A 21,111-nucleotide genomic window follows, 5' to 3' on the forward strand; every position below is an offset into this window, starting at 1 on the left:
TGTGCAGTTCCACATCTGAGAACCTCGAGATTCCGGGTTCGCGCGCTAGTCGCGAGCGCCCCGGAATGACGGAGAACAACGGCGGCGGTCACTACGGCCGCGTCGGATGAATGAACGTCCAGGGCGAGACTTCCGAATCTCTTTCCACCTCGATCGCGACCAGATACGGCCCGCCATGCGCCAGCGCCTTTTCCAGCGCGGGCCGGAAGTGATCCGGCGAGGTGACGCGGCTGGCTGCGACGCCAAAGGACTCCGCGAGCTTGACAAAATCCGGGTTGACCAGGTCGGCCGCCACCACGCGGCCCTCAAAGCGGTTGCGCTGGTCGCGCCGGACATTGCCGTAGGCATTGTTGTTGAACACCAGCGTCACCACGCCGATGTTGAATTGCACGGCGGTTGCGAGCTCCTGCACGCCGAACATGAAGCCACCGTCGCCGGTGATGGCGACCACCGCCTTGTCGGGATTGGCGACCTTGGCGCCGAGCGCGGTCGGAAAGCCCGAGCCGAGCGTGCCCTGATAGCCCGAGGTGATGAAGGTGCGCGGCTCGTAGACCGGGAAGCCGTACCAGGAGGCAAAGCCGACCTGCGACAGTTCGTCGGTGACGATGGCGTTGTCCGGCAGAACCTCGCGCAGGATGTTCAGATAGGCCATTTGCGGCTGCACCTGCTGAATGTCCTTGAGCGCAGCGGCGGAGGCTTCGGCGATCTCCGCGCGCCGGCCGCTGGTCTTGCGGTAGCCGGCCTTGCGGACGGCCGCGAGCAGGTCGCGCGTGCCCGCCTTCGCATCCGCTATGACCGCGACGTCGGGCGTGAGCCGCCGCATCTCCACCGGATCGATATCGATGCGCACCGATTTGATGCCCTCGGGCCGGAACGGCCAGCGGAACATGGTGGGCAACTCCATGCGGGTGCCGATGCCGAGCATCAGGTCGGTCTGCGGCCAGAGCTTGTAGGCGGCCGCGATGGTCAATCCCAATTCATGCGCGTTGGAGACGATGCCACGTCCGCTGCGGAACGCCACCACCGGCGCATCGATCAGTTCGGCAAGTTCGAGAATCTCTTCCCGCGCATCGGTGGCGCCGCTGCCGACAAAGATCATCGGCCGCTTGCTGGCGGCAATCAATGCCGCTGCATTCTTGATGCGATCGGGATCTGCAAGCGGCGCGGGGAATGCTTCGAACACTTTCGCCGGACCTGTTGCCGTGCGTTGCGTGAACACGTCCCAGGGCATTTCCAGCGCAGCCGGGCCACGCCGTCCCGACAACATTTCCTGGAACGCACGCGCCACGAGCGTGGGCGCTACATCGGGATATTCGATGCGCTCCGCCCACTTCACGAAGGTGCGCAAGGTCGCAAGCTGGTCCGGCATCTCATGCAGATGCCCGCGCCCCTTGCCCAAAAATTCCGTCGGCACCTGTCCAGTCAGACACAGCACCGGCTCGTTCGAGCCGAAGGCGGTCAGCATGGCCGCGCCCGCATTGAGCACTCCGGGGCCGGGCACGACGCTGAACACGCCTACCTTGCCGCTCGATCGCGCATAGCCGTAGGCCATGTAGCCGCAGGCCTGCTCATGCCGTGCGCCGATCACCTTCAACTGCGCCTGTTGGAACGCGTCGAACAAGCCGTAAACCTGCGCGCCGGGCAGGCCGAACACCGTGTTGATGCCGTGAGCGACAAGGCCGCTCACGATCGCTTCGCCGCCGGTCATTGTGGTCATTGCGGGATCCAGTTGATTGCTTGTGGCTTAGAGCACTTCGTCGACCACGCCGTTGCGCAGCAGGCCGATGCCTTCGGCTTCGACTTCGACGACATCGCCGGGCTTGAGATAGCGCGGCGGATCGAATCGTGCGCCGGCTCCGGTCGGAGTGCCAGTCACGATGACGTCACCCGGAACGAGCGTGGTGAAAGTCGAGATGTAGCTGATCAGATAGCGGAACGGAAAGATCAGCCGCGACGTGCGATCGTCCTGCCGCGTCTCGCGGTTGACGCGGGTGGTCAGGCGGATATCGGCGATCTGGTTTTCGCTGGTGTAGGGGACGAGCCAAGGGCCGAGGCTGCCGCTGGCATCAAAATTCTTGCCTTGGGTCACGTTGAACTTGGCATGCCGCAGCCAGTCGCGGATGCTGCCCTCATTGCAGAGCGTCAGCGCTGCGATGTGGTCAAGGGCCGCACTTTCCGAAATGTGCCGGCCTGATTTGCCGATCACCAGCACCACCTCGCCCTCGTAATCGAGCTGCTGCGAGGCGCGCGGGCGCACCAGCAGCGTATTGTGGCCGACGAAGGATCGCGGTGTGCGCATGAACATCGACGGATATTTCGGCGCATCCTGGCCGTCCTTGTATTCCGCGTTGCGATCCGGATAATTCACGCCGATGCAGATGATCTTTTCCGGCGCGGGAATCGGCGGCAACCAGGTGATAGCTTCCAGCGGATGATCGGGCGATTGCCGCACGGCTTCGTCCGCGAGCTTTAAGAGCGTGCCGGCGGCGATGACCTCCCGCAGCGTCGGGTAGTCTTTGCCATAGCGCGCCGAGAGATCGACGATGCCGTTGTCGAGCACGGCGCCGTATTTCGGCGTGCCGCCAACGGAATATGTCGCAAGGCGAAGCAAGGTCATCGCGCCCTCCATCGTCGTCCCGGCCAAGCGAAGCGCGAGCCGGGACCCATACGGCGTGACCTCTCAGTCAGGCGCGCTGGAAGACGCCCGTCGTCCCAACTGCGCCCTGTGCTTATGGGTCCCGACCTTCGCCGGGACGGCTCGTGGCGGGAATCTTCGTGGGCAATCATCATCAATCCGCAACCGTCACATCAGCAACAAACAGCGGCTCGCGCACCTTTTGTCCGGTAAACGGCGAGCCCTGCTCGAACCATGAGCGTGGCGCGGGCGCGCCCCACAGCGTCTGCCGCCGCGGATCCTTCAGCGACCAGCGCAAGGGAGCGTGATCATGGTCCATCGTAAAGTAGTCGCTGGTGTAGAGCTCCAGCCGATGGCCGTCGGGGTCGCGCACGTAAAGAAAGAACGCGTTCGAGATGCCGTGCCGGCCGGGCCCGCGCTCAAGATTTTTCAGATATCCGCTGGAGGCCATGACGTCGCAAAGATGCAGGACGTTCATTGCCGTGGGCACCCAATAGGCGAAATGGTGCAGGCGAGGGCCCTCGCCATTGGTCAGCGCAAAGTCGTGTACATTGCCCTTGCGATGCAGCCAGGCCGCCGCCATGCGGCCGTTAGGCCCGTCCTCCTCGGCATATTCGGTGAGGCGGAACCCGAGCCGGGCGTAGAAGTCGACGGTGTCCTGCACCTCGGCGGCAAACACGTTGAAATGATCGAGCCGTTGCGGATGACAGCCCTTGTAGAGATCGTAACGGCGCAACAGATGCGGCCGCTTCTCCATCGACGCATAAAGCTCGATCTGGAAGCCGAAGGGATCGGTGAACTGCAGGGTGCGACCCTGGAACGGCTGGTCCGCAAAGGCGCAAGCGATGCCGTTCTCCTTGAAAAACGAGGCGGCCTTGTCGAGATCGGCCTCATTGCCGACTTTGAATCCCAATCGATTGCAGGCGGGCGCCGGAGCTTTCCGCAGCACCAGCGAGTGATGCTGATGCTCTTCTGCCGCGCGCAAGTAGATGGTGTTGTCGTCGGCATCCTCGACATGCAGGCCGACGGTGGTCTCGTAAAAGCTGCGGCTGAGCTGAAGATCCGTCACGTCAAGGACGACGTGACTTGAACGGATGATGTTGAAGGGCGGGTCGAAGACGTGTTGTGGAACGGGCATTGTTTCTCTCCCCCGATTTGTCATTCCGGGGCCGTGCGCAGCACGGAACCCGGAATCTCGAGATTCCGGGTTCATCGCTGCGCGATGCCCCGGAATGACGAGTGTGGCTAAACTCCCAGTCTCTGAATTTTGTGCGTGCCTCGCGCCAGCGAGACGTGCTTGGTTTCCATGTAGAAGTCGAACGAGTAGTCGCCGCCGTCGCGGCCGATTCCGGACGCCTTCATGCCGCCGAATGGCGTCGGCAGGTGGCGGACATTTTCCGAATTGAGCCAGATCATGCCGGCTTCCAGCGCGTCGGCAACGCGCAAGGCGCGGCCCATATCGTTGGTCCAGACATAGCCGGTGAGGCCGTATTTCACGTCATTGGCGATTGCGATGGCGTCCTTCTCGTCACGAAACGGAATGACCGTCAGGAACGGACCGAACACTTCCTCCTGCGCGACCCGCATCTTTGAGTGTGCGCCGGTGACCAGCGTCGGCTGCACGTAATGCCCGCCGCCCGGACCATCATGAGGCTTGCCGCCGACGGCGACTACGGCACCATCCTGCCGCGCGACGTCGAAATAGGAGCAGACCTTTGCCAGATGCCGCTCGTGAATCAGCGGTCCAATCTCGGTCGCGGGATCGAGGGGATGGCCGACCTTGAGCGCCTTCACCCGCGCGGCGAGCTTTTCGACGAAGGGCTCCGCGATGCTCTGCTGGATCAACAGCCGGCTCGATGAGGTGCAGCGCTCGCCATTGAGCGAGTAGATCATGAACACTACCGCGTCCAGCGCGCGGTCCAGATCGGCGTCGTCGAATACGATCACCGGATTCTTGCCGCCGAGCTCGAAATGCACGCGCTTTAGGGTCGGCGCTCCCTGCGCCATGATCGCCGAACCCGTCGCGCTTTCGCCGACAAAGCCGATCGCCTTGATCGCGGGGTGCTCCGTCAGCGCCTTGCCGGCCTCTTCACCAAAGCCGTGCACGGTGTTGAGCACCCCATCGGGAATGCCGGCTTCCTTGACGATCTTTGCAAGCAGATCGGCCGTGACCGGCGACCATTCCGCCGGCTTGTGTACGACCGTACAGCCGGCGGCAAGCGCCGGCGCGATCTTCCAGGTCGAGAGCATGAACGGCGTATTCCAGGGCGTGATCACGCCGACCGGGCCGATCGGCACGCGCGTGGAGATATTCCAATGCTCATCGCTCGGCATGTTGAGACCGTCGCGGGCATCGGCGCATTTATCCGCGAAGAAGCGGAAGTTTTCCGCCGCCCTGATCGCGGCCTTGGCCATGAAGCGATGGGCCTGGCCGGTATCGATGCATTCGAGCACGGCGATATCCTCGGCGTGGTCCTCGATCGCGTCGGCCGCGCGATGCAGCAGCTTGCGGCGCAGCGAGGCGGACATCTCGCGCCAGGCAGGGAAAGCTTCCGCCGCGACGGTGGCGGCACGGTCGATGTCCTCGGCATTGCCACGGGCGACGGTCGCGAGGACCGCGCCATCCACCGGCGATTTGGTCTCGAAGGTTGCGCCCGAGATCGACGGCACAGTCTTGCCGTCGATCATGTGGCCGATGCCGTCAGCTTTCAGTTTGGCAAGCAGCGGCGCGGCGCGGTCGAGATTGGCCTTGAACTGATCGGCTTTGGCCGTCGCCTTATCCATGAACAGCCTCCGTTTTGAGCGCTTCGTGGATGTTGTTGCGCTTGAAGCTCGTCTCCTTGTCGTTGATCTGCATATCGAACGACAGCGCGAACTTGCTGGCCTTGAATAGGGGATCAAGTTGTTCGGAGAGTGAGCGAAAGACGTGCTCGCCCGCCGTCTTGCGCGTGGCGAGATCGCGGCCCTCGCCAAGCCGCAGCACCATGTCGAGAAAGCCGTAGTCCTTCTTGCCGTCCGCTATGGCATAATGCTCGCAGCGGATGGCGCGGACGCGGATGCCGCCGAGCGGGAAGATGCCGGTTTCCACCGCGGCCCTGCGAACGACCTCAACTACCTCAGCCATATCGAGACGCCCATCGAGGTTGGCGGAGTATTCGATCGTGAAATGCGGCATTGTCTACTCCACGCGCAAGATCAGGCGAAATAACAACTGACGGTTCCGTAAGGGCCATAGTCGGCCTGGACGGTATCGCCCTTGCGGGTCTCGATCGGGCGAATGAACGAGCCGGCCAGAACCACCTGGCCAGGCTCCAACGCGAGCCCCAGCGGCGCGATCTTGTTGGCGAGCCAGGCGACCGCGGTGGCGGGATGATTGAGCACGCCGGCCGCCAATCCCGTCTCTTCCAATTGGCCATTGCGGTAGCAGAGCGCACCGATCCAGCGCAGGTCGGCGTCCAGCGGCCGCAACGGCCGGCCGCCGAGCACGATGCCGGCATTGGCCGCATTGTCCGCGATCGTATCAAAGATTTTCCGCGTCGCCTTGGTTTCCGGATCGACGCGCTGGATGCGCGTGTCGAGGATTTCCAACGCGGGCACCACGAACTCCGTTGCATTGAGCACGTCGAACAACGTGCAATCGGGTCCCGAAAGGTGCTTGCCCATGATGAAAGCGAGCTCGACCTCTACGCGCGTGGCGATGAAGCGGTCCGAGGGCACGAGCCCGCCATCGGCAAAGAACATGTCGTCGAGCAGCACGCCGGAGTCAGGCTCGTCGATATTAAGCGCGCTCTGCATCGCCTTCGAGGTGAGGCCGATCTTGTGGCCTTTGACGAGGCGTCCTTCGGCGCGCTTGATCTCGATCCACGCCGTTTGAATCGCGTAGGCATCCTCGATGGTGATGGCAGGGAATTCCTGCGACAACTGCCGGATCTGCCGGCGGCTCTTTTCCGCCTGATGCAGGCGCTCGGCCGCAACGCGGATATCTTGCTGAGAAAGGGCCATGCGCGCTCGCGAAAACTTGCTGCGGGCAAATACTTAACATGTTAAGTTTATCCGGGCAAATCGAATTGATGTTTGCTGCATTGCGAAATTTTACTGCGGATCGGAAGGGCTGATGGGGCGAACGAAATCATCGAGGCGATCGGGCGTGAGCCCTGCGTTGCAGGGACATCGGGTGCCGATGCGCGAGTTCTCGCGTTCGCTGCCGATGGCGCTGCTGCGGGCGCGCGAAGCCGTGATGCGGCAATTCCGCCCGTCGCTGCGGCGACATGGGCTGACCGAGCAGCAGTGGCGAATCCTGCGCGCGCTTGCAGCCGTCGACGCGAGCGAGGTGACGGAACTCGCGCGCACCGCTTTTCTGCTGGGGCCGAGCCTGTCGCGCATCCTGCGCGATCTGGAAGCGCGCCGGCTGATCGAGCGCCGAACCGCTGAAACCGATCTGCGTCGCGGTGTGGTCTCGATTTCCGAAAAGGGCCTCAAGCTGATGGAAGAGGTCGCGCCGTCGTCGGAAGCGATCTACGCCGCGATCACGAGGCGCTACGGCGCGCGCAAGCTCGCCGAGCTCCATGCGATGCTCGGCGCGCTCGAGGCGAGCCTCGCCGGCCTCGACACGGAGGAGGCGAGCGAGGCCGCGGCATCAGAACAGGAGTAAATGCAAATTTGCATGATGATCTGCGGCGGGACGCATAGCTGTAACTTCTGCACAGGGTTTGAGCACAGAAACGTCCTTGTTTACGGCCTTTCTGCGCCGTTAGTCGAAATCGCTGCGATAACAATTTACTCTCGCCGCGAGAGCCCTTAAAGAGCACCCGGTTTTCGCGATCGCGCGCGATCGCCAATACCAAGAAGGGCCGACAAGGATGCCCGGCCTCAGGGAGGTAGGAATGAAACTGACGAGACGCGATTTCGCGGCCGGTCTCGCCGCCGGACTTGCAGCACCTTACATCATCAAGAGCGCGCGGGCGGAAGGCGCCGCGACCATCAAGATCGGCATGTGCGCGCCGGTGACGGGTCCCGCCGCGGAATCCGGCCGCTACGCCATTCAGGGCGCCAAGATCGCGCTCGAAGCGGTCAACAAGGCCGGTGGCATCCTGGGCAAGCAGGCGGAGCTGGTCATCGAGGATGATCAGACCACCAATCCCGGCATCGTGCTCGCATTCTCCAAGCTCGCCGCGCAACCGGACATCGTCGCCTTCCTCGGCTCGATCCGCTCCACGCAGGTGCACGCCATGGCGCCCGACGTGCTCAAGCTCGGCAAGCCCGTGATGATCGGCGGTACCGATCCTAATCTCACCCACATGGGCAATCAGTGGCTGTTTCGTTTCCGCCCCAATGACAGCTATTCCGGCCGCGTGATCGCCGAATATGGCGTCAACACGCTGGGCAAGAAGAAGTGGGCGATCCTGCACTCGACCGACGCGTTCGGCACCGCCGGCGGCAAGGCGCTGGCGGCGGCGCTGGAAAAGCTCGGCTGTCCGGCCGTGCTCGATCAGGGCTACGCCAACCAGAGCCAGGACTTCACGCCCGTCGTGCTGGCGATCAAGCAGTCGGGCGCCGACATTCTCGGCTCCTACTTCACCTTCGAGAACGATCTCGGCATTTTCGCCCGTCAGCTCCGTCAGCTCGGCGTCAATATTCCCTGGGTCGGCTCGCCCTCGATCGTCAACATCACGGCGCTGAAGCTCGCAGGTCCCGCGCTCTACAACACCTTCGGCGTCGCCGACTATGCCGAGGACTCCAGCGATGCGGCGAAAGCGTTCGGCAAGGCCTATCGCGATGTCGTCAAGGTTGCTCCCGATAACCAGAGCTCCTGGACCTACGATGCGGTCAGCGTGCTGTCGGCCGCGATCAACAAGGCCGGTTCGACCGATCCGGCCAAGATCCGGGAGGCGATCCTGGCGACCAAGAAATTCCCGGGCGCCGAGGGCGAATATAATTTCGACCAGAACGGCGACGGGCTTCACGGCTACAATATCGTGAAGAACGACAAGGGCAACATCGTCTTCGACAAGCACATCGAATTCACCGATTGAGCCTTGCTCACGGCCTCCGCCTGAAGCGGCGGAGGCCGAAGCTCCCATCGCATCATCCAACGGACTTAAGCCAAGCGAAACCGCTCATGGATCTCGTCCTGCAACTCTTGTTCACCGGGATCGGGATCGGCGCCGTCTACGCGCTGGTTGCGCTCGGCTTCGTGCTGATCTTCCGGGCCACTAATGTGGTGAACTTCGCGCAGGGCGAGTTCTCCATGGTCGCCGCCTATCTGATGGTGGTGTTCGCGGTCGATCTCGGCTGGCCCTATTGGCTGTCGTTCTTGATCGCGCTCGGCGGCATGGCGCTGCTTGGCGTTATCTTCAATCTCGGCGTCTACTATCCGCTGCGCCACCGCAGCTTTCTCCCGGTAATCATCGCGACCATCGGCGCCTCGATCCTGCTCGCCAATTCCGTGCTCGCAATCTACGGCCCGCAGCCGCAGGTGCTGCAGGGCTGGTTCGAGACACCCGGCATCCAGCTCGGGCCGGTCTATCTCGACAGCCAGTATCTCCTGATCATCGCGGTGACCATCGCGCTGGTGATCTTCAACTACTGGTTCTTCGAGCATACGCTGCTCGGCAAGAAGCTGCAGGCGACCTCGCAGGACAAGGAGATGGCCTCGCTGCTCGGCATTTCCGTCTCCACCATGATCATGATTACCTTCATTTACTCCGCCGTGCTCGGCGGCTTGGCCGGCATCCTGGTCGCGCCGGTCCTGTTCGTCTCGATCCAGATGGGTTCGACGATCGCGCTGAAGGCCTTTGCCGCGACCATCATCGGCGGCTTCGGCGATGTCGCCGGCGCGATCATCGGCGGGCTGGCGCTCGGCGTGATCGAGACGTTCGGGGCAGCGTATATTTCGGTTCCCTACAAGGACGGCTTTGCCTTCCTGGTGCTGATCGCCTTCCTGGTCTTCCGACCCCAAGGCATCTTCGGCGAACGCGTGGCGGAAAAGGCATGAGCGCAGGAAGCGAGAACATGGCGGCGCCGGCTCCCGTTATCCGCAGCAAGCCGCTTATCGTGCGGCATCTGCCATATTTCGTCGCCGCCGCGATCTTGGTCGCGCTTGCCGCCGGTATGCAGTTCGACGGTTACGTCCTCAACATCCTGATGCAGGCGACGACCTTCTCGATCGCGGTGTTCGGGCTGTCGGTCGTGCTGGGCCTGTGCGGGCAGATCAACCTGGCACAGGCGGCGTTCTTCGGCTTCGGCGCCTACGCTGTCGGTCTCGGCACCGCCGACCTGCATATGAGCTATTGGCTGTGCCTGCTCGCAGGGTGTCTCGCCGCGCTGGTCGCGGGCGCCTTCCTCGGCATGTCGACGCTGCGCCTCGGCGGACATTATCTCGCCATGGTGACCATCTCGTTTCAGCAGATCGTCACGCTCGTCATGATCAACGCGATCTGGCTCACGCACGGGCCCGACGGCGTCTCCAACATCGGCCGGCCGGCTCTGTTTTCGACCTCGCAGGGCTATCTCGCCTTCTGTGTCGCGGTGCTCGCGATCGTGGGCTACATCGTCTGGCACCTGCCGGATACCAAGCTTGGACGCGCCATGCGCGCGGTGCGCGACAATGAGCTTGCCGCGGGCGTCAACGGCATCGACGTGTTCCGCACCAAGATCTACGCCTTTGGGATCTGCGCGGTGCTTGGCGGCCTTGCCGGCGGTCTCTTTGCCGGCGGCTTCGCCTATATCAGCCCCGACCAGTTCTCTTTCGCCGACTCCATCGTTTTCCTGACGATGTCGCTGCTCGGCGGTGTCGCCTCACCAATCGGCTCGGCGATCGGCACGGGGTTGTTGATCCTGATTCCGGAATGGCTGCGCTTCCTGAAGAGCGTGCCCGGCCTCTATCTCGCGATCTACGGCCTGTTCGTCATTCTGATCATCCGCTTCATGCCTGATGGCATCTGGGGTTTCGTCGCCAACATCTTCGAGCGGTGGCGCGCCAAGACGCAGGCGCCCGCGGCGGTGAAGCCGCTGCTGTTGAAGCCGGCGATGGTGGGCGGGGACATCGTGCTCGAGGTGCGCGGGCTCTCGAAGCATTTCGGCGGCCTCAAGGCGGTCGATGGCGTCGACATCGCGGTCAGGCGCGGCGGCGTGCATGCGCTGATCGGGCCGAACGGCTCGGGCAAGACCACGACGCTGAACGTGCTCTCCGGTCTCTACAAGGCGACCTCGGGCAGCATCATGCTCGACGGCACCGATATCACCAACATGCCGCCGCATCAGCGCACCGCCGCAGGGCTTGGCCGCACCTTCCAGAACATCCGTCTCTTCCGCTCGATGACGGCGTTGGAAAATGTCGAGATCGGCGCCGAGCGGCGCGGCAACACCATGGTCGGGCAGGGGGGCGATGCCGCCCTCACCGAGCGCGCGATGGAAGCGCTGACCTTTGTCGGGCTCGGCCACCGCGCCAACGAGCTGATCACGAGCTTCTCCTACGGCCACCAGCGGCTGATCGAGATCGCCCGCGCGCTCGCGGGCAATCCGACGCTCTTGTTGCTCGACGAGCCCGCGGCGGGCTTGAACTCCACCGAAAAGCTCGAGCTTCATGAGCTCTTGAAGCGCATCGCAGCCCAGGGACTGACCATCCTGATCATCGACCACGACATGACGCTGGTCTCGGAGGCGGCCCAGCACATCACCGTGCTCAATTTCGGACGCCGCATCGCGGACGGCGAGTCGATGGCGGTGCTGCGCCATCCCGATGTTGTCTCCGCCTATCTCGGAAGCGAATAAATGGCGCTGCTCGAAATCCGCGATCTGGTGGTTCGCTACGGCGAGATCGAAGCGCTACGCGGCATCTCGCTCACCGTCGAGCAGGGCAAGGTCGTGACTTTGCTGGGTGCCAACGGCGCCGGCAAGTCGACGACCTTGCGCGCCATCTCGGGCCTGGAAAAACCGGCCGCCGGCGACATCCTGTTCGACGGCAAGTCCATCGCAGGGCAGGGGCCCGAGGCGATCGTGCGGCTCGGCATTTCCCACGTTCCGGAGGGACGGCGGGTCTTTCCCGGCCTGTCGGTGAAGGAAAACATCATGCTCGGCGCGTCCAACCGCCGCGTCCCCGCCAAGGAGATCTCGCGCGAAGCGGACGCGATGTTCGACCTGTTCCCGGAGATCCGCTCGTTCTCCAATGCGCTGGGCTGGACGCTCTCCGGCGGGCAATTGCAGATGGTCGCGGTTGCCCGCGGGCTGATGGCGAAGCCGCGCCTGTTGCTGCTGGACGAACCCTCGCTGGGGCTCGCACCCGTCATCGTGCAGGCGGTGTTCCGGATCATTTCGCAGATCAGGCAGAGCACGACGGTCTTGCTTGTCGAGCAAAATGCGCGCATGGGCTTGTCGGTCGCCGATTACGGCTATGTGCTGGAAACCGGCCGGATCGTGCTCGGCGGCAAGCCTGACGAATTGTGGGGCAACGAAGCCATCCGCGCCGCCTATCTCGGCGGTCATGCTAAGGTTGCGACTGCGTGAGACGTATGATCCGAAAGGGCCGCTGCCGGTTTTCCGCGAAGATCATGCCGAGATGAAAAGAGAACGAACGATCCATGGTCACGATCAAGGTTGAGAACCTCATCGATTTTGTCGCCGATGTCTTTTCCCATGCCGAGTCCTCGCCCGAGGAGGCACGGCGCATCGCGACCTACCTGACCACGGCCAACCTGACCGGCCATGACAGCCACGGCGTGATCCGCGTGCCCGTCTATATCCGCTGGAAGAAGATGGGCTCGATCGTGCCGAACCAGACCGCGGAGGTCGTGGTCGATACGCCCTCGCTCGTCGTGGTCGACGGCAAGTTCGGCTATGGCCAGACCGTGACGCCACAGGCGGTCAAGATCGGCATTGAAAAATGCAAGAAGGCAGGGCTTGCGGCGCTGGCCCTGCGCAACTCCGGCCATCTCGGCCGCGTCGGCGACTGGGCCGAAATGGCGGCCGCCGAGGGCTTGGTGTCCATACACTTCGTGACGGCCGCCGGCTCGCTCCTGGTGGCGCCCTATGGCGGGGTCGAGAAGCGGCTGTCGACCGCGCCCTACTGCGTCGGCATCCCGCGCGAGGGCCAAGATCCCATCGTGCTGGATTTCGCCACCTCGGTCGTCGCCGAAGGAAAGTGCTTGGTCGCCAGCCGCGGCGGCAAGAAGCTGCCGACCGGCGCCTTGATCGATTCGGATGGCACGTTGAGCGAGGACCCCCATGTGCTCTACGGGCCCTACACGCCCGACGGGCCGCGTGACCACACCAAGGGCACGGGCGCGATCCGCGCGTTCGGCGAGCATAAGGGCTCCGGGCTCGCCTTTATCTGCGAGCTGCTCGGCGGCGCCCTGACCGGCACCGGCGCCACTTCCGCGAACCGCCGCTTCGCCAATGGCATGCTGGCCTTCTACATCGACCCCAAGGTGGTCGATCCCCAGAACTTCTTCGACGGTGAGGTCACCCGCTATACCGATTTCATCCGGGCGACCAAGCCGGTGGCCGGTGTCGATCAGGTGCTGATCCCCGGCGATCCCGAACGCAAGACCCGCGCCGAACGCACAAAGAACGGCATCCCCTTGCCTGATGATACCTGGGCGGCGATAGTGAACACCGCACGCGAGGTCGGCGTCAGCGAAACCAGCATCCAGCGGGCTACCGCTTGAGGGTATCGTCATTGCGAGCGTAGCGAAGCAATCCAGAACCGCCGCGAGATTCTGGATTGCTTCGTCGCTCCGCTCCTCGCAATGACGGTCGATATGGGCAAAAAGGAAGGAAACGCGATCCATGGCAAACAATAAAGTCAAGCAGATCTGGGCTTCGGGCAAAGCGGTGGTGAACGCCTGGCTTGCGATTCCGTCCGGCTTCACCGCCGAGGTGATCGCGCAATGCGGCTTCGACAGCGTCACCGTCGACATGCAGCATGGCGTGCAGGACTACATCTCGATGGTGGAGTGCTTCCAGGCGATGGGCGGCCATCCCATCACGCCGATGGTCCGCGTGCCCTGGAACGAGCCTGGCATCATCGGCAAGGTGCTGGACGGCGGCGCCTATGGCGTGATCTGCCCGATGGTCAACACGCCCCAGGAAGCCAGAAACCTCGTCTCCTATGCCAAATATCCGCCTGCGGGCACCCGCTCCAACGGCCCGATCCGCGCCGGCATGTACGGCACCGCGGGCACCTATCAGAAGACCGCCAACGACGAGATCGTGCTGCTGCCGATGATGGAGACCAGGACCGCAGTCGAAAACATGGAAGCGATCCTCGATGTCGAAGGCATCGATGGCGTCTATATCGGCCCCTCCGATCTCGGCTTCTCCTACGGCCTCGTGCCGAAACTCGATCGCGACGAACCGGAGATCCTGAAGATCTACGAGAAGATCGTGAAGGAGTGCGACAAGCGCAACCTCAACCCCGGCATCCATTGCAGCGGCGCCGAAGGCGCGGTGCGTGCAATCAACATGGGTTTCAAGCTGGTGACGTTGTCGAACGAAGTTGGGTTGATGGCCACCTACGCGAAGATGCAGGTGAACCAGACCCGCAAGGATTCCAGCGGGAAGGCGTAAAGCGCAAGCGACTCTATATCCCCTCATGCTGAGGAGGCCCGAAGGGCCGTCTCGAAGCATGAGGCCCCGCGGCATCGGCGACTATCCTTCGAGACGCAGGCTTGCGCCTGCTCCTCAGGATGAGGTCCGCGTATGTTGCGGCAATTTCGAGAGGAGACCCCATCATGACCCCGGCACCCGTCATTCGCCTGCACCCGGACGACAGCGTCCTCATCGCGCGTGCGAGCCTGCCGCCAGGGATGGCTGTCGCCGATGGCGTCACCACGGCCGAGCGGATTCCTGCCGGCCATAAGGTCGCGATCAAGCCGATCGCGACCGGCGAGCCGATCCGCCGCTACGGCCAGATCATCGGCTTTGCAACGCAGCCGATCGCGCCGGGCCAGCACGTGCACACGCAAAATTGCGGCATGGGCGATTTCGCCAAGGACTACGCTTTCGGCGTCGACGTGAAGCCGACGCCGAACTTCGACTTGCCGGCTACTTTCGACGGCATCCGCCGGCCCGATGGTCGCGTCGCCACCCGCAACTATATCGGCATCCTCACCTCGGTGAATTGCAGCGCCCATGTCGCGGGGCTGGTCGCCGACGTCTTCAAGAAAAATCCCTTCACCGGCGACAATCCGCTGGCCGACTTTCCCAATGTCGACGGCGTGGTCGCGCTGACCCACAAGACCGGCTGCGGCATGACCCAGGACGAGCCGCTTGCGCTGCTCCGCCGTACGCTCGGCGGCTATGCGCGGCACGTGAATTTTGCCGCGGTGGTCGTGCTGGGCTTGGGATGCGAGGTCAACCAGATCGGCGGGCTGATGCAGGAGCAGAAGCTCGCCGGCCGCCTGCGCGCAATGGACATCCAGGAGGTCGGCGGCACGCGCAAGACGGTGGAGGCGGGCATCGCCTTCGTGAAGGAGGCCCTCACCGACGCCAACAAGGTCAAGCGCGAGCCCGTACCGGCGAGCGAACTCGTCGTGGCGCTGCAATGCGGCGGCTCCGACGGCTATTCCGGCGTCTCCGCCAATCCCGCGCTGGGCGCGGCGAGCGACCTCGTGGTGCGCCATGGCGGCACCGTGATCCTCTCCGAAACCCCCGAGACCTATGGCGCCGAACATCTCTTGACACGGCGCGCGGTCAGCCGGGAGGTCGGGGAGAAGCTGGTCTCCTTGATGCGCTGGTGGGAGGAATATACCGCGCGTGAGGGCGCGGAGATGAACGCCAATCCGAGCCCCGGCAACAAGGCCGGCGGCCTGACCACGATTTTGGAAAAATCGCTGGGCGCGATGGCGAAGGCCGGCAGCACCAACCTCGTTGATGTGCTGCATTATGCCGAGCCCGTCGCCAAGCGTGGCTTCGTCTTCATGGATACGCCGGGCTACGATCCGGTCGCGGCCACGGGCCAAGTGGCGGGCGGCGCCAATCTCGTCTGCTTCACCACCGGCCGTGGCAGCGTGTTCGGCTGCAAGCCTGCGCCCTCGATCAAGCTCGCCACCAACACGCCCATGTACAAGCGCATGGAAGACGACATGGACGTCAATTGCGGCACCATCCTCGACGGCGAGGAAACCGTGCAGCAATGCGGCGAGCGCATCTTCGATTTGATCTTGAAGACAGCGTCGGGCAAGCCGACAAAGAGCGAAAGCTTCGATTTCGGCGGCGCCGAGTTCGCACCCTGGACGCTGGGCGCGACGATGTAAGGGTCGGCGACGCAGCTCTCATCAATATCGCCCCGGCGAAAGCCGCGTCCCTCAGCGCGAGCGCTTGCGCTCGTCGCAGTGAAGCGCGGCGCCAGTCGCTAACCTGCCTCGCTCCCGCAAGCGGGCCCCTTGCGCGTAAGTATCAAGATTCAACTTTCAAGCGAGCGCGCCGTTGTTCCGGAACCAAGACTTGAGCGGCGGCCGGAACCGGCGACGGTGTGATTGTGGCGACCGCAGATACCTCGGACCCGCCGGCTCGCGAAGAAGTTGAACTGCCAGGAGCCATTTGCAAATAGGGAGGCCCGAATGCAGGCGCGCGATGTGATGGTCTCTCCCGTCATAACCGTGGGAGAAAACGAGACTGTTCGTGAGGTGGCCGGGCTTCTGATCGAAAATCGGATCAGCGCAGTTCCGGTTGTCGACGATGCCGGAAAGCTCGTCGGAATTGTCACCGAAGCTGACCTTATGCGGCGGCCGGAGGCCGGAACTGAACGTCCGTCTTCCTGGTGGGTGTCGCTCCTCCTGGGCGACCGCGCGCTAGCGGCGGACTATGTGAAATCCCGCGCAGTGAAGGTGAAGGATGTCATGACGCGCAACGTCAAGACCGCCTCTCCCGAAACGCCCCTTTATGAAATCGCCGACCTGTTCGAGGAGAGCCATATCAAGCGCGTTCCGATCCTGGACGAGGGCGGCGACCTCGTCGGTATCGTCAGCCGCGCCAACATCATCCAGGCAGTCGCAAGCGCTCGGCCCAAGCTCGAAACCACTTTGCCGGACAGCCAGATTCGCGAGAAACTACTCGACGAGCTGAAAAGGCAGCCGTGGTCCCGCCTTCACAAGCTGAATGTGACCGTCACGAACGGCACTGTCGATCTCTGGGGCTTTGTCCAATCCGAGACAGAGCGTCAAGCCATCACGATCGCTGCCGAAGCAATTCCCGGCGTGACCGCCGTCAGCGACCATCTCACGCGCGATCCGGAGTTGACTTCCCCTCGGGGTTAGCACATCCGCCGATCAAGTCGCAGAGCCGGACAAGCGCCTTCAACCAGGCTTGTCATTTCGAGGAGCGAAAGCGACGAGGGCAATCCAGACTGCATCCGTGGAGAAAGTCTGGATTGCTTCGCTTGCGCTCGCAATGACGCCGGACGTTGGGCACGCTGCTACTCGACCCCAAAATGCGTTGCAAGCGGGCGCGCGCAAAATCGATTTTCGCTTGAACTCTCAAACTGATTTGGGCTGTCCAGTCCTTTCCGCAAAAATTCTTCTGTTTCGTATTTTCAGAAATCGTGCTTAAGTGCGCCCGTTCCGCACCGGCAAGAGGGGCGTACGCGTCGTCACGAACGTGGAGCGGAATGCGGTGGCCGCGGGAGTGCTGACTGACGAGCGGCACAATTCGCGGACGGCGAAGTCGTGTGGTCCTGGCGCGCCCATGCAGGCGCCAAGCCGGTCGCGATGTTTACGCATCGCACCGGCGACGGTGGCAATCAAGCTGGTTCACCGAGGAGAGCCCGAAGTAAGCCGCAAACCACTAGCGCAGGGAAGGCCGGAGTGTCTCCGCCTGTACCTGTGGTCACGCGCCCTTTGCGCATCTTTTCTGGCGCGAGGGCCCCGGGTGCAGCGGTCACCCGGTCTTCCCTGCACCCTCCGATTTCGAGGAGGGTAAGACGGATGCAAACCTCGGGCGCAATGGGCCGCGAGAACGTGGAGTTATGTCTCTCTCCGTCATTCCGGGGCGATGCGAAGCATCGAACTATGGTGCGCAATTGCGCACCTGAGAATCTCGAGATTCCGGGTTCGCCTTCGACGCCCCGGAATGACGGTGGACCGCTGACGTGCGACGACGCACGACTCCTAGGCACCCACTGCCCGTTGTTAATGCTTGAACCTTCGCCACAGCAATGTTCTGCTCAAAAAAGCTGCTGGAGCGCGCCACCTGTGTCGGTCTTCGTCGCACTGCATCACGTCACGCATTACAAGTACGACCGTCCGATCGATCTCGGCCCCCAAATCGTGCGCCTGCGGCCGGCGCCGCATACGCGGACGCCGATCCTGTCCTACTCGCTGAAGGTCACGCCGCTAAACCATTTCGTGAACTGGCAGCAGGACCCGCAAGGCAATTGGCTCGCGCGCTATGTCTTCCCGGAGAAGGCGACCGAGCTGAAAATCGAGGTCGACTTCACGGCGCAGATGACGGTGGTCAATCCGTTCGATTTCTTCGTCGAGCCTTATGCCAACAGCTTCCCATTCGACTACAGCAAGGATCTGAAGACCGAGCTTGCGCCTTATCTCGAGACGATCGAGCCCGGGCCGTTGTTCAAGGACTATCTCGCCTCGATCCCGCGCGAGGCGGAGTCGACCGTCAGCTTTCTGGTCGATCTCAATGCGACCTTGCAGAAAAAGATTCGCTACATCATCAGGATGGAGCCGGGCGTTCAGACGCCGGAGGAGACGCTTGGCCGAGGCGCCGGCTCATGCCGCGACTCCGCCTGGCTCTTGATCCAGGCGTTGCGGCATCTCGGGCTCGCCGCCCGCTTCGTCTCGGGCTATCTCATTCAATTGCGCCCGGATATCGATCCGGTCGAGGGGCCGGCTGAGGTCGAGAACGACTTCACCGACCTGCACGCCTGGGCCGAAGTCTATCTGCCCGGCGCGGGCTGGATCGGGTTTGACGCCACCTCCGGCATGCTGGCCGGCGAAGGGCATATCCCGGTCGCGGCCACGCCGCATTATCGCTCCGCGGCGCCGATCGCCGGCAGTGCGGGCTTTGCCGATGTCGACTTCTCATTTGAGATGAGCGTGAAGCGCATCCGCGAAGCGCCTCGAATCACAAAGCCTTTTTCGGATGAGGCCTGGGCCGCGCTCGACAGATTGGGCGAACAGGTCGATGCCGATCTGAAGGCGCAGGACATGCGGCTGACCATGGGCGGCGAGCCGACTTTCGTCTCGATCGACGATATGGAATCGCCAGAGTGGAATGTCGCCGCCGTTGGTCCAACCAAGCGCGGTCTCGCAGATGACCTGATCCGCCGCTTACGCGCGCGCTTCGCGTCGGGCGGGCTGCTGCATTACGGGCAGGGCAAATGGTATCCGGGCGAGAGCCTGCCGCGCTGGGCCTTTGGTCTTTATTGGCGCAAGGACGGCGTGCCGATCTGGAAGAACGCCGACCTGATCGCGAATATCGACCGGCCGCGCAGGGCCGGTATCGACGAGGCCGAGCGGTTCGCGCAAGGCACCGCGCGCAAGCTGGGGCTTGAGCCCGATTACGTCATTTCGGCCTTCGAGGATCCGAACCATTGGCTGCAGCGCGAAGCCACGCTGCCCATCAATGTCGACCCGACCGATTCAAAACTCGCCGATCCCGAGGAGCGCGCGCGGATGGCGCGCGTCTTCGACCAGGGGCTGAACGTCCCCAAGGGTTTCGTGCTGCCGATCCAGCGCTGGAATGCGCAAGCCCCACGCTGGCGGAGCGAACGCTGGCAGCTCCGGCGCGGCAATCTGTTCCTGGTGCCCGGCGATTCCCCGCTAGGGCTACGGCTGCCGATCTCGTCGCTGCCGCACATTCCGGCCGAGGATTACCCTTACATTATCGAGCAGGACCCGCTTGAGCCGCGCGAGCCGCTGCCGGTGTTCAGCTTCGCAAGCCAGGCGCCCGGCGCGCCGCAACAGCCGGTGCTGCAGCAGCGCGCAGGTGAGGGCGGCGTGCGCACCGCGATGTCGATCGAGGTTCGCGATGGCGTGCTCTGCGCCTTCATGCCGCCGGTGGAAAAACTCGAGGATTACCTGGAGTTGGTCGCGGCCGTTGAAGCGACCGCCGAAGACATGCAGATGCAGGTCCATGTCGAGGGCTATGCGCCACCCTTTGATCCGCGCATCGAAGTGATCAAGGTGACGCCCGATCCCGGCGTGATCGAGGTCAATGTGCAGCCGGCAGCAAGCTGGCGCGAGGCGGTCGACATCACCTTCGGCCTGTATGAAGATGCCGCCAAGTGCCGGCTCGGCGCCAATCGTTTCCTGATCGACGGCCGCCACACCGGCACCGGCGGCGGCAACCATGTCGTGGTCGGCGGCTCTACGCCGCAGGATTCGCCCTTCCTGCGCCGGCCGGATCTGCTCAAGAGCCTCGTATTGTATTGGCAGCGCCATCCCTCGCTGTCGTACTTCTTCTCCGGCCTCTTCATCGGCCCGACCAGCCAGGCGCCGCGCATCGACGAGGCGCGGCATGACAGCCTCTATGAGCTGGAGATCGCGATCGCGAATGTGCCCGCGCCGGGTGGCGAGATTCCGCTGTGGCTGGTCGATCGCCTGTTCCGGCACATCCTCGTCGACATCACCGGCAACACGCACCGCGCCGAGATCTGCATCGACAAGCTCTATTCGCCTGATAGCGCGACTGGCCGGCTCGGCCTCGTGGAATTTCGCGCGCTCGAAATGCCGCCGGATCCGCGCATGTCGCTGGCGCAGCAGCTTCTGATCCGGGCGCTGCTCGCAAAGCTCTGGCGCGAGCCGCAGGATGGCAAATTCGTGCGCTGGGGGACGAGCTTGCATGATCGTTTCATGCTGCCGCATTTTCTCTGGGAAGACTTCCTGGACGTGCTCGAGGACCTCAAGCGCTCCGGCTACCCATTCTCGCCGGAATGGTACCTCGCACAGCTCGAATTTCGCTTTCCCGCATTCGGCCGGGTCCATCATGGCGGCGTTTCGCTGGAGCTGCGGCAGGCGCTCGAGCCCTGGCACGTGCTGGGCGAGGAGGGGTCTTCGGGCGGCACCGTGCGCTATGTCGATTCATCGATCGAGCGGCTGCAGGTCAAGGCCGAGGGTTTTGTCGAGGGGCGCCATATCATCACCTGCAACGGCCGGCGCTTGCCGATGACCGCGACCGGGCGCGCTGGCGAGGCGGTCGCCGGCGTGCGCTTCAAGGCCTGGCAGCCGGCCTCCGGCCTGCATCCGACAATGGCTGTCCATGCGCCGCTGACCTTTGACCTCATCGATAGCTGGAACGGCCGCTCCCTCGGTGGCTGCGTGTATCATGTGACCCATCCCGGCGGTCGCAACTATGAAACAAAGCCGATCAATTCCTACGAGGCCGAGGCACGCCGGCTCGCCCGCTTCCAGGATCACGGCCACACCCCCGGCAAGATCGATCCGCCGCGCGAGGAGCGCTCGATCGAATTTCCGCTCACTCTCGACTTGAGAACCCCGCTGCCGCATTGAAAGATAGGTTTT

The 21,111-nt window shown here is 63.4% G+C and carries 16 protein-coding genes; 10 read left to right on the forward strand and 6 right to left on the reverse strand.

The window, feature by feature from the left end; translation table 11 throughout:
- Positions 1-91: 91 nt before the first annotated feature.
- The 6 genes from F758_RS0115685 to hpaH all read right to left on the reverse strand — a co-directional run bounded on the left by F758_RS0115685 (position 92) and on the right by hpaH (position 6,637).
- Positions 92-1,717 (reverse strand): thiamine pyrophosphate-dependent enzyme, encoded by a 1,626-nt coding sequence (locus tag F758_RS0115685; protein ID WP_024508741.1) that lies wholly within the window; start codon positions 1,715-1,717, stop codon positions 92-94.
- Positions 1,718-1,744: 27 nt separating this feature from the next.
- Positions 1,745-2,617: a fumarylacetoacetate hydrolase family protein gene (locus F758_RS0115690; protein WP_024508742.1), complete on the reverse strand. Its 873-nt coding sequence runs from the start codon at positions 2,615-2,617 to the stop codon at positions 1,745-1,747.
- Positions 2,618-2,789: 172 nt separating this feature from the next.
- Positions 2,790-3,773 (reverse strand): 3,4-dihydroxyphenylacetate 2,3-dioxygenase, encoded by a 984-nt coding sequence (hpaD, locus tag F758_RS0115695; protein WP_024508743.1) that lies wholly within the window; start codon positions 3,771-3,773, stop codon positions 2,790-2,792.
- 107 nt (positions 3,774-3,880) lie between these two features.
- Positions 3,881-5,419, reverse strand: a complete 1,539-nt coding sequence (hpaE, locus tag F758_RS0115700; protein WP_024508744.1) for a 5-carboxymethyl-2-hydroxymuconate semialdehyde dehydrogenase — start codon at positions 5,417-5,419, stop codon at positions 3,881-3,883.
- Positions 5,412-5,810 carry a 5-carboxymethyl-2-hydroxymuconate Delta-isomerase gene (locus F758_RS0115705; protein ID WP_024508745.1) on the reverse strand — a complete coding sequence of 133 codons (399 nt, stop codon included), beginning with the start codon at positions 5,808-5,810 and terminating at the stop codon, positions 5,412-5,414. The genes hpaE and F758_RS0115705 overlap by 8 nt, the downstream gene beginning before the upstream one ends.
- A gap of 20 nt (positions 5,811-5,830) precedes the next feature.
- Positions 5,831-6,637 carry a 2-oxo-hept-4-ene-1,7-dioate hydratase gene (hpaH, locus tag F758_RS0115710; RefSeq protein ID WP_024508746.1) on the reverse strand — a complete coding sequence of 269 codons (807 nt, stop codon included), beginning with the start codon at positions 6,635-6,637 and terminating at the stop codon, positions 5,831-5,833.
- Between the two features lie 112 nt (positions 6,638-6,749).
- Here hpaH and hpaR point away from each other — a divergent pair, with 112 nt between their 5' ends.
- From hpaR to F758_RS0115760, 10 genes are all read left to right on the forward strand, one after another.
- Entirely contained in the window at positions 6,750-7,286 is a 537-nt protein-coding gene (gene hpaR / locus F758_RS0115715; RefSeq protein WP_024508747.1) for a homoprotocatechuate degradation operon regulator HpaR, read from the forward strand.
- A 232-nt stretch (positions 7,287-7,518) separates the two neighbouring features.
- Positions 7,519-8,667 (forward strand): ABC transporter substrate-binding protein, encoded by a 1,149-nt coding sequence (locus F758_RS0115720; RefSeq protein WP_024508748.1) that lies wholly within the window; start codon positions 7,519-7,521, stop codon positions 8,665-8,667.
- An 86-nt stretch (positions 8,668-8,753) separates the two neighbouring features.
- On the forward strand, positions 8,754-9,629 hold the full coding sequence (locus F758_RS0115725; protein WP_024508749.1) for a branched-chain amino acid ABC transporter permease: 876 nt from the start codon (positions 8,754-8,756) through the stop codon (positions 9,627-9,629).
- Positions 9,626-11,407: a branched-chain amino acid ABC transporter ATP-binding protein/permease gene (locus tag F758_RS0115730; protein ID WP_024508750.1), complete on the forward strand. Its 1,782-nt coding sequence runs from the start codon at positions 9,626-9,628 to the stop codon at positions 11,405-11,407. Before F758_RS0115725 ends, F758_RS0115730 begins: the two co-directional genes overlap by 4 nt.
- A complete protein-coding gene (locus F758_RS0115735) occupies positions 11,408-12,139 on the forward strand; it encodes an ABC transporter ATP-binding protein (protein ID WP_024508751.1) in 732 nt (243 codons plus the stop codon). It abuts the gene before it with no gap.
- Positions 12,140-12,213: 74 nt separating this feature from the next.
- Complete coding sequence (locus F758_RS0115740) at positions 12,214-13,299, forward strand: malate/lactate/ureidoglycolate dehydrogenase (protein ID WP_024508752.1); 1,086 nt, start codon at positions 12,214-12,216, stop codon at positions 13,297-13,299.
- A gap of 121 nt (positions 13,300-13,420) precedes the next feature.
- Positions 13,421-14,200 carry an HpcH/HpaI aldolase family protein gene (locus tag F758_RS0115745; protein ID WP_024508753.1) on the forward strand — a complete coding sequence of 260 codons (780 nt, stop codon included), beginning with the start codon at positions 13,421-13,423 and terminating at the stop codon, positions 14,198-14,200.
- A gap of 164 nt (positions 14,201-14,364) precedes the next feature.
- Positions 14,365-15,888 carry a UxaA family hydrolase gene (locus F758_RS0115750; RefSeq protein ID WP_024508754.1) on the forward strand — a complete coding sequence of 508 codons (1,524 nt, stop codon included), beginning with the start codon at positions 14,365-14,367 and terminating at the stop codon, positions 15,886-15,888.
- A gap of 306 nt (positions 15,889-16,194) precedes the next feature.
- On the forward strand, positions 16,195-16,890 hold the full coding sequence (locus tag F758_RS0115755; protein WP_024508755.1) for a CBS domain-containing protein: 696 nt from the start codon (positions 16,195-16,197) through the stop codon (positions 16,888-16,890).
- Between the two features lie 933 nt (positions 16,891-17,823).
- The gene (locus tag F758_RS0115760) at positions 17,824-21,099 is read left to right on the forward strand and encodes a transglutaminase family protein (RefSeq protein ID WP_024508756.1); all 3,276 of its coding nucleotides are present in this window, start codon (positions 17,824-17,826) and stop codon (positions 21,097-21,099) included.
- The last annotated feature ends 12 nt before the right edge of the window (positions 21,100-21,111 follow it).

This window comes from Bradyrhizobium sp. ARR65 (assembly GCF_000472385.1).
GTDB lineage: Bacteria > Pseudomonadota > Alphaproteobacteria > Rhizobiales > Xanthobacteraceae > Bradyrhizobium.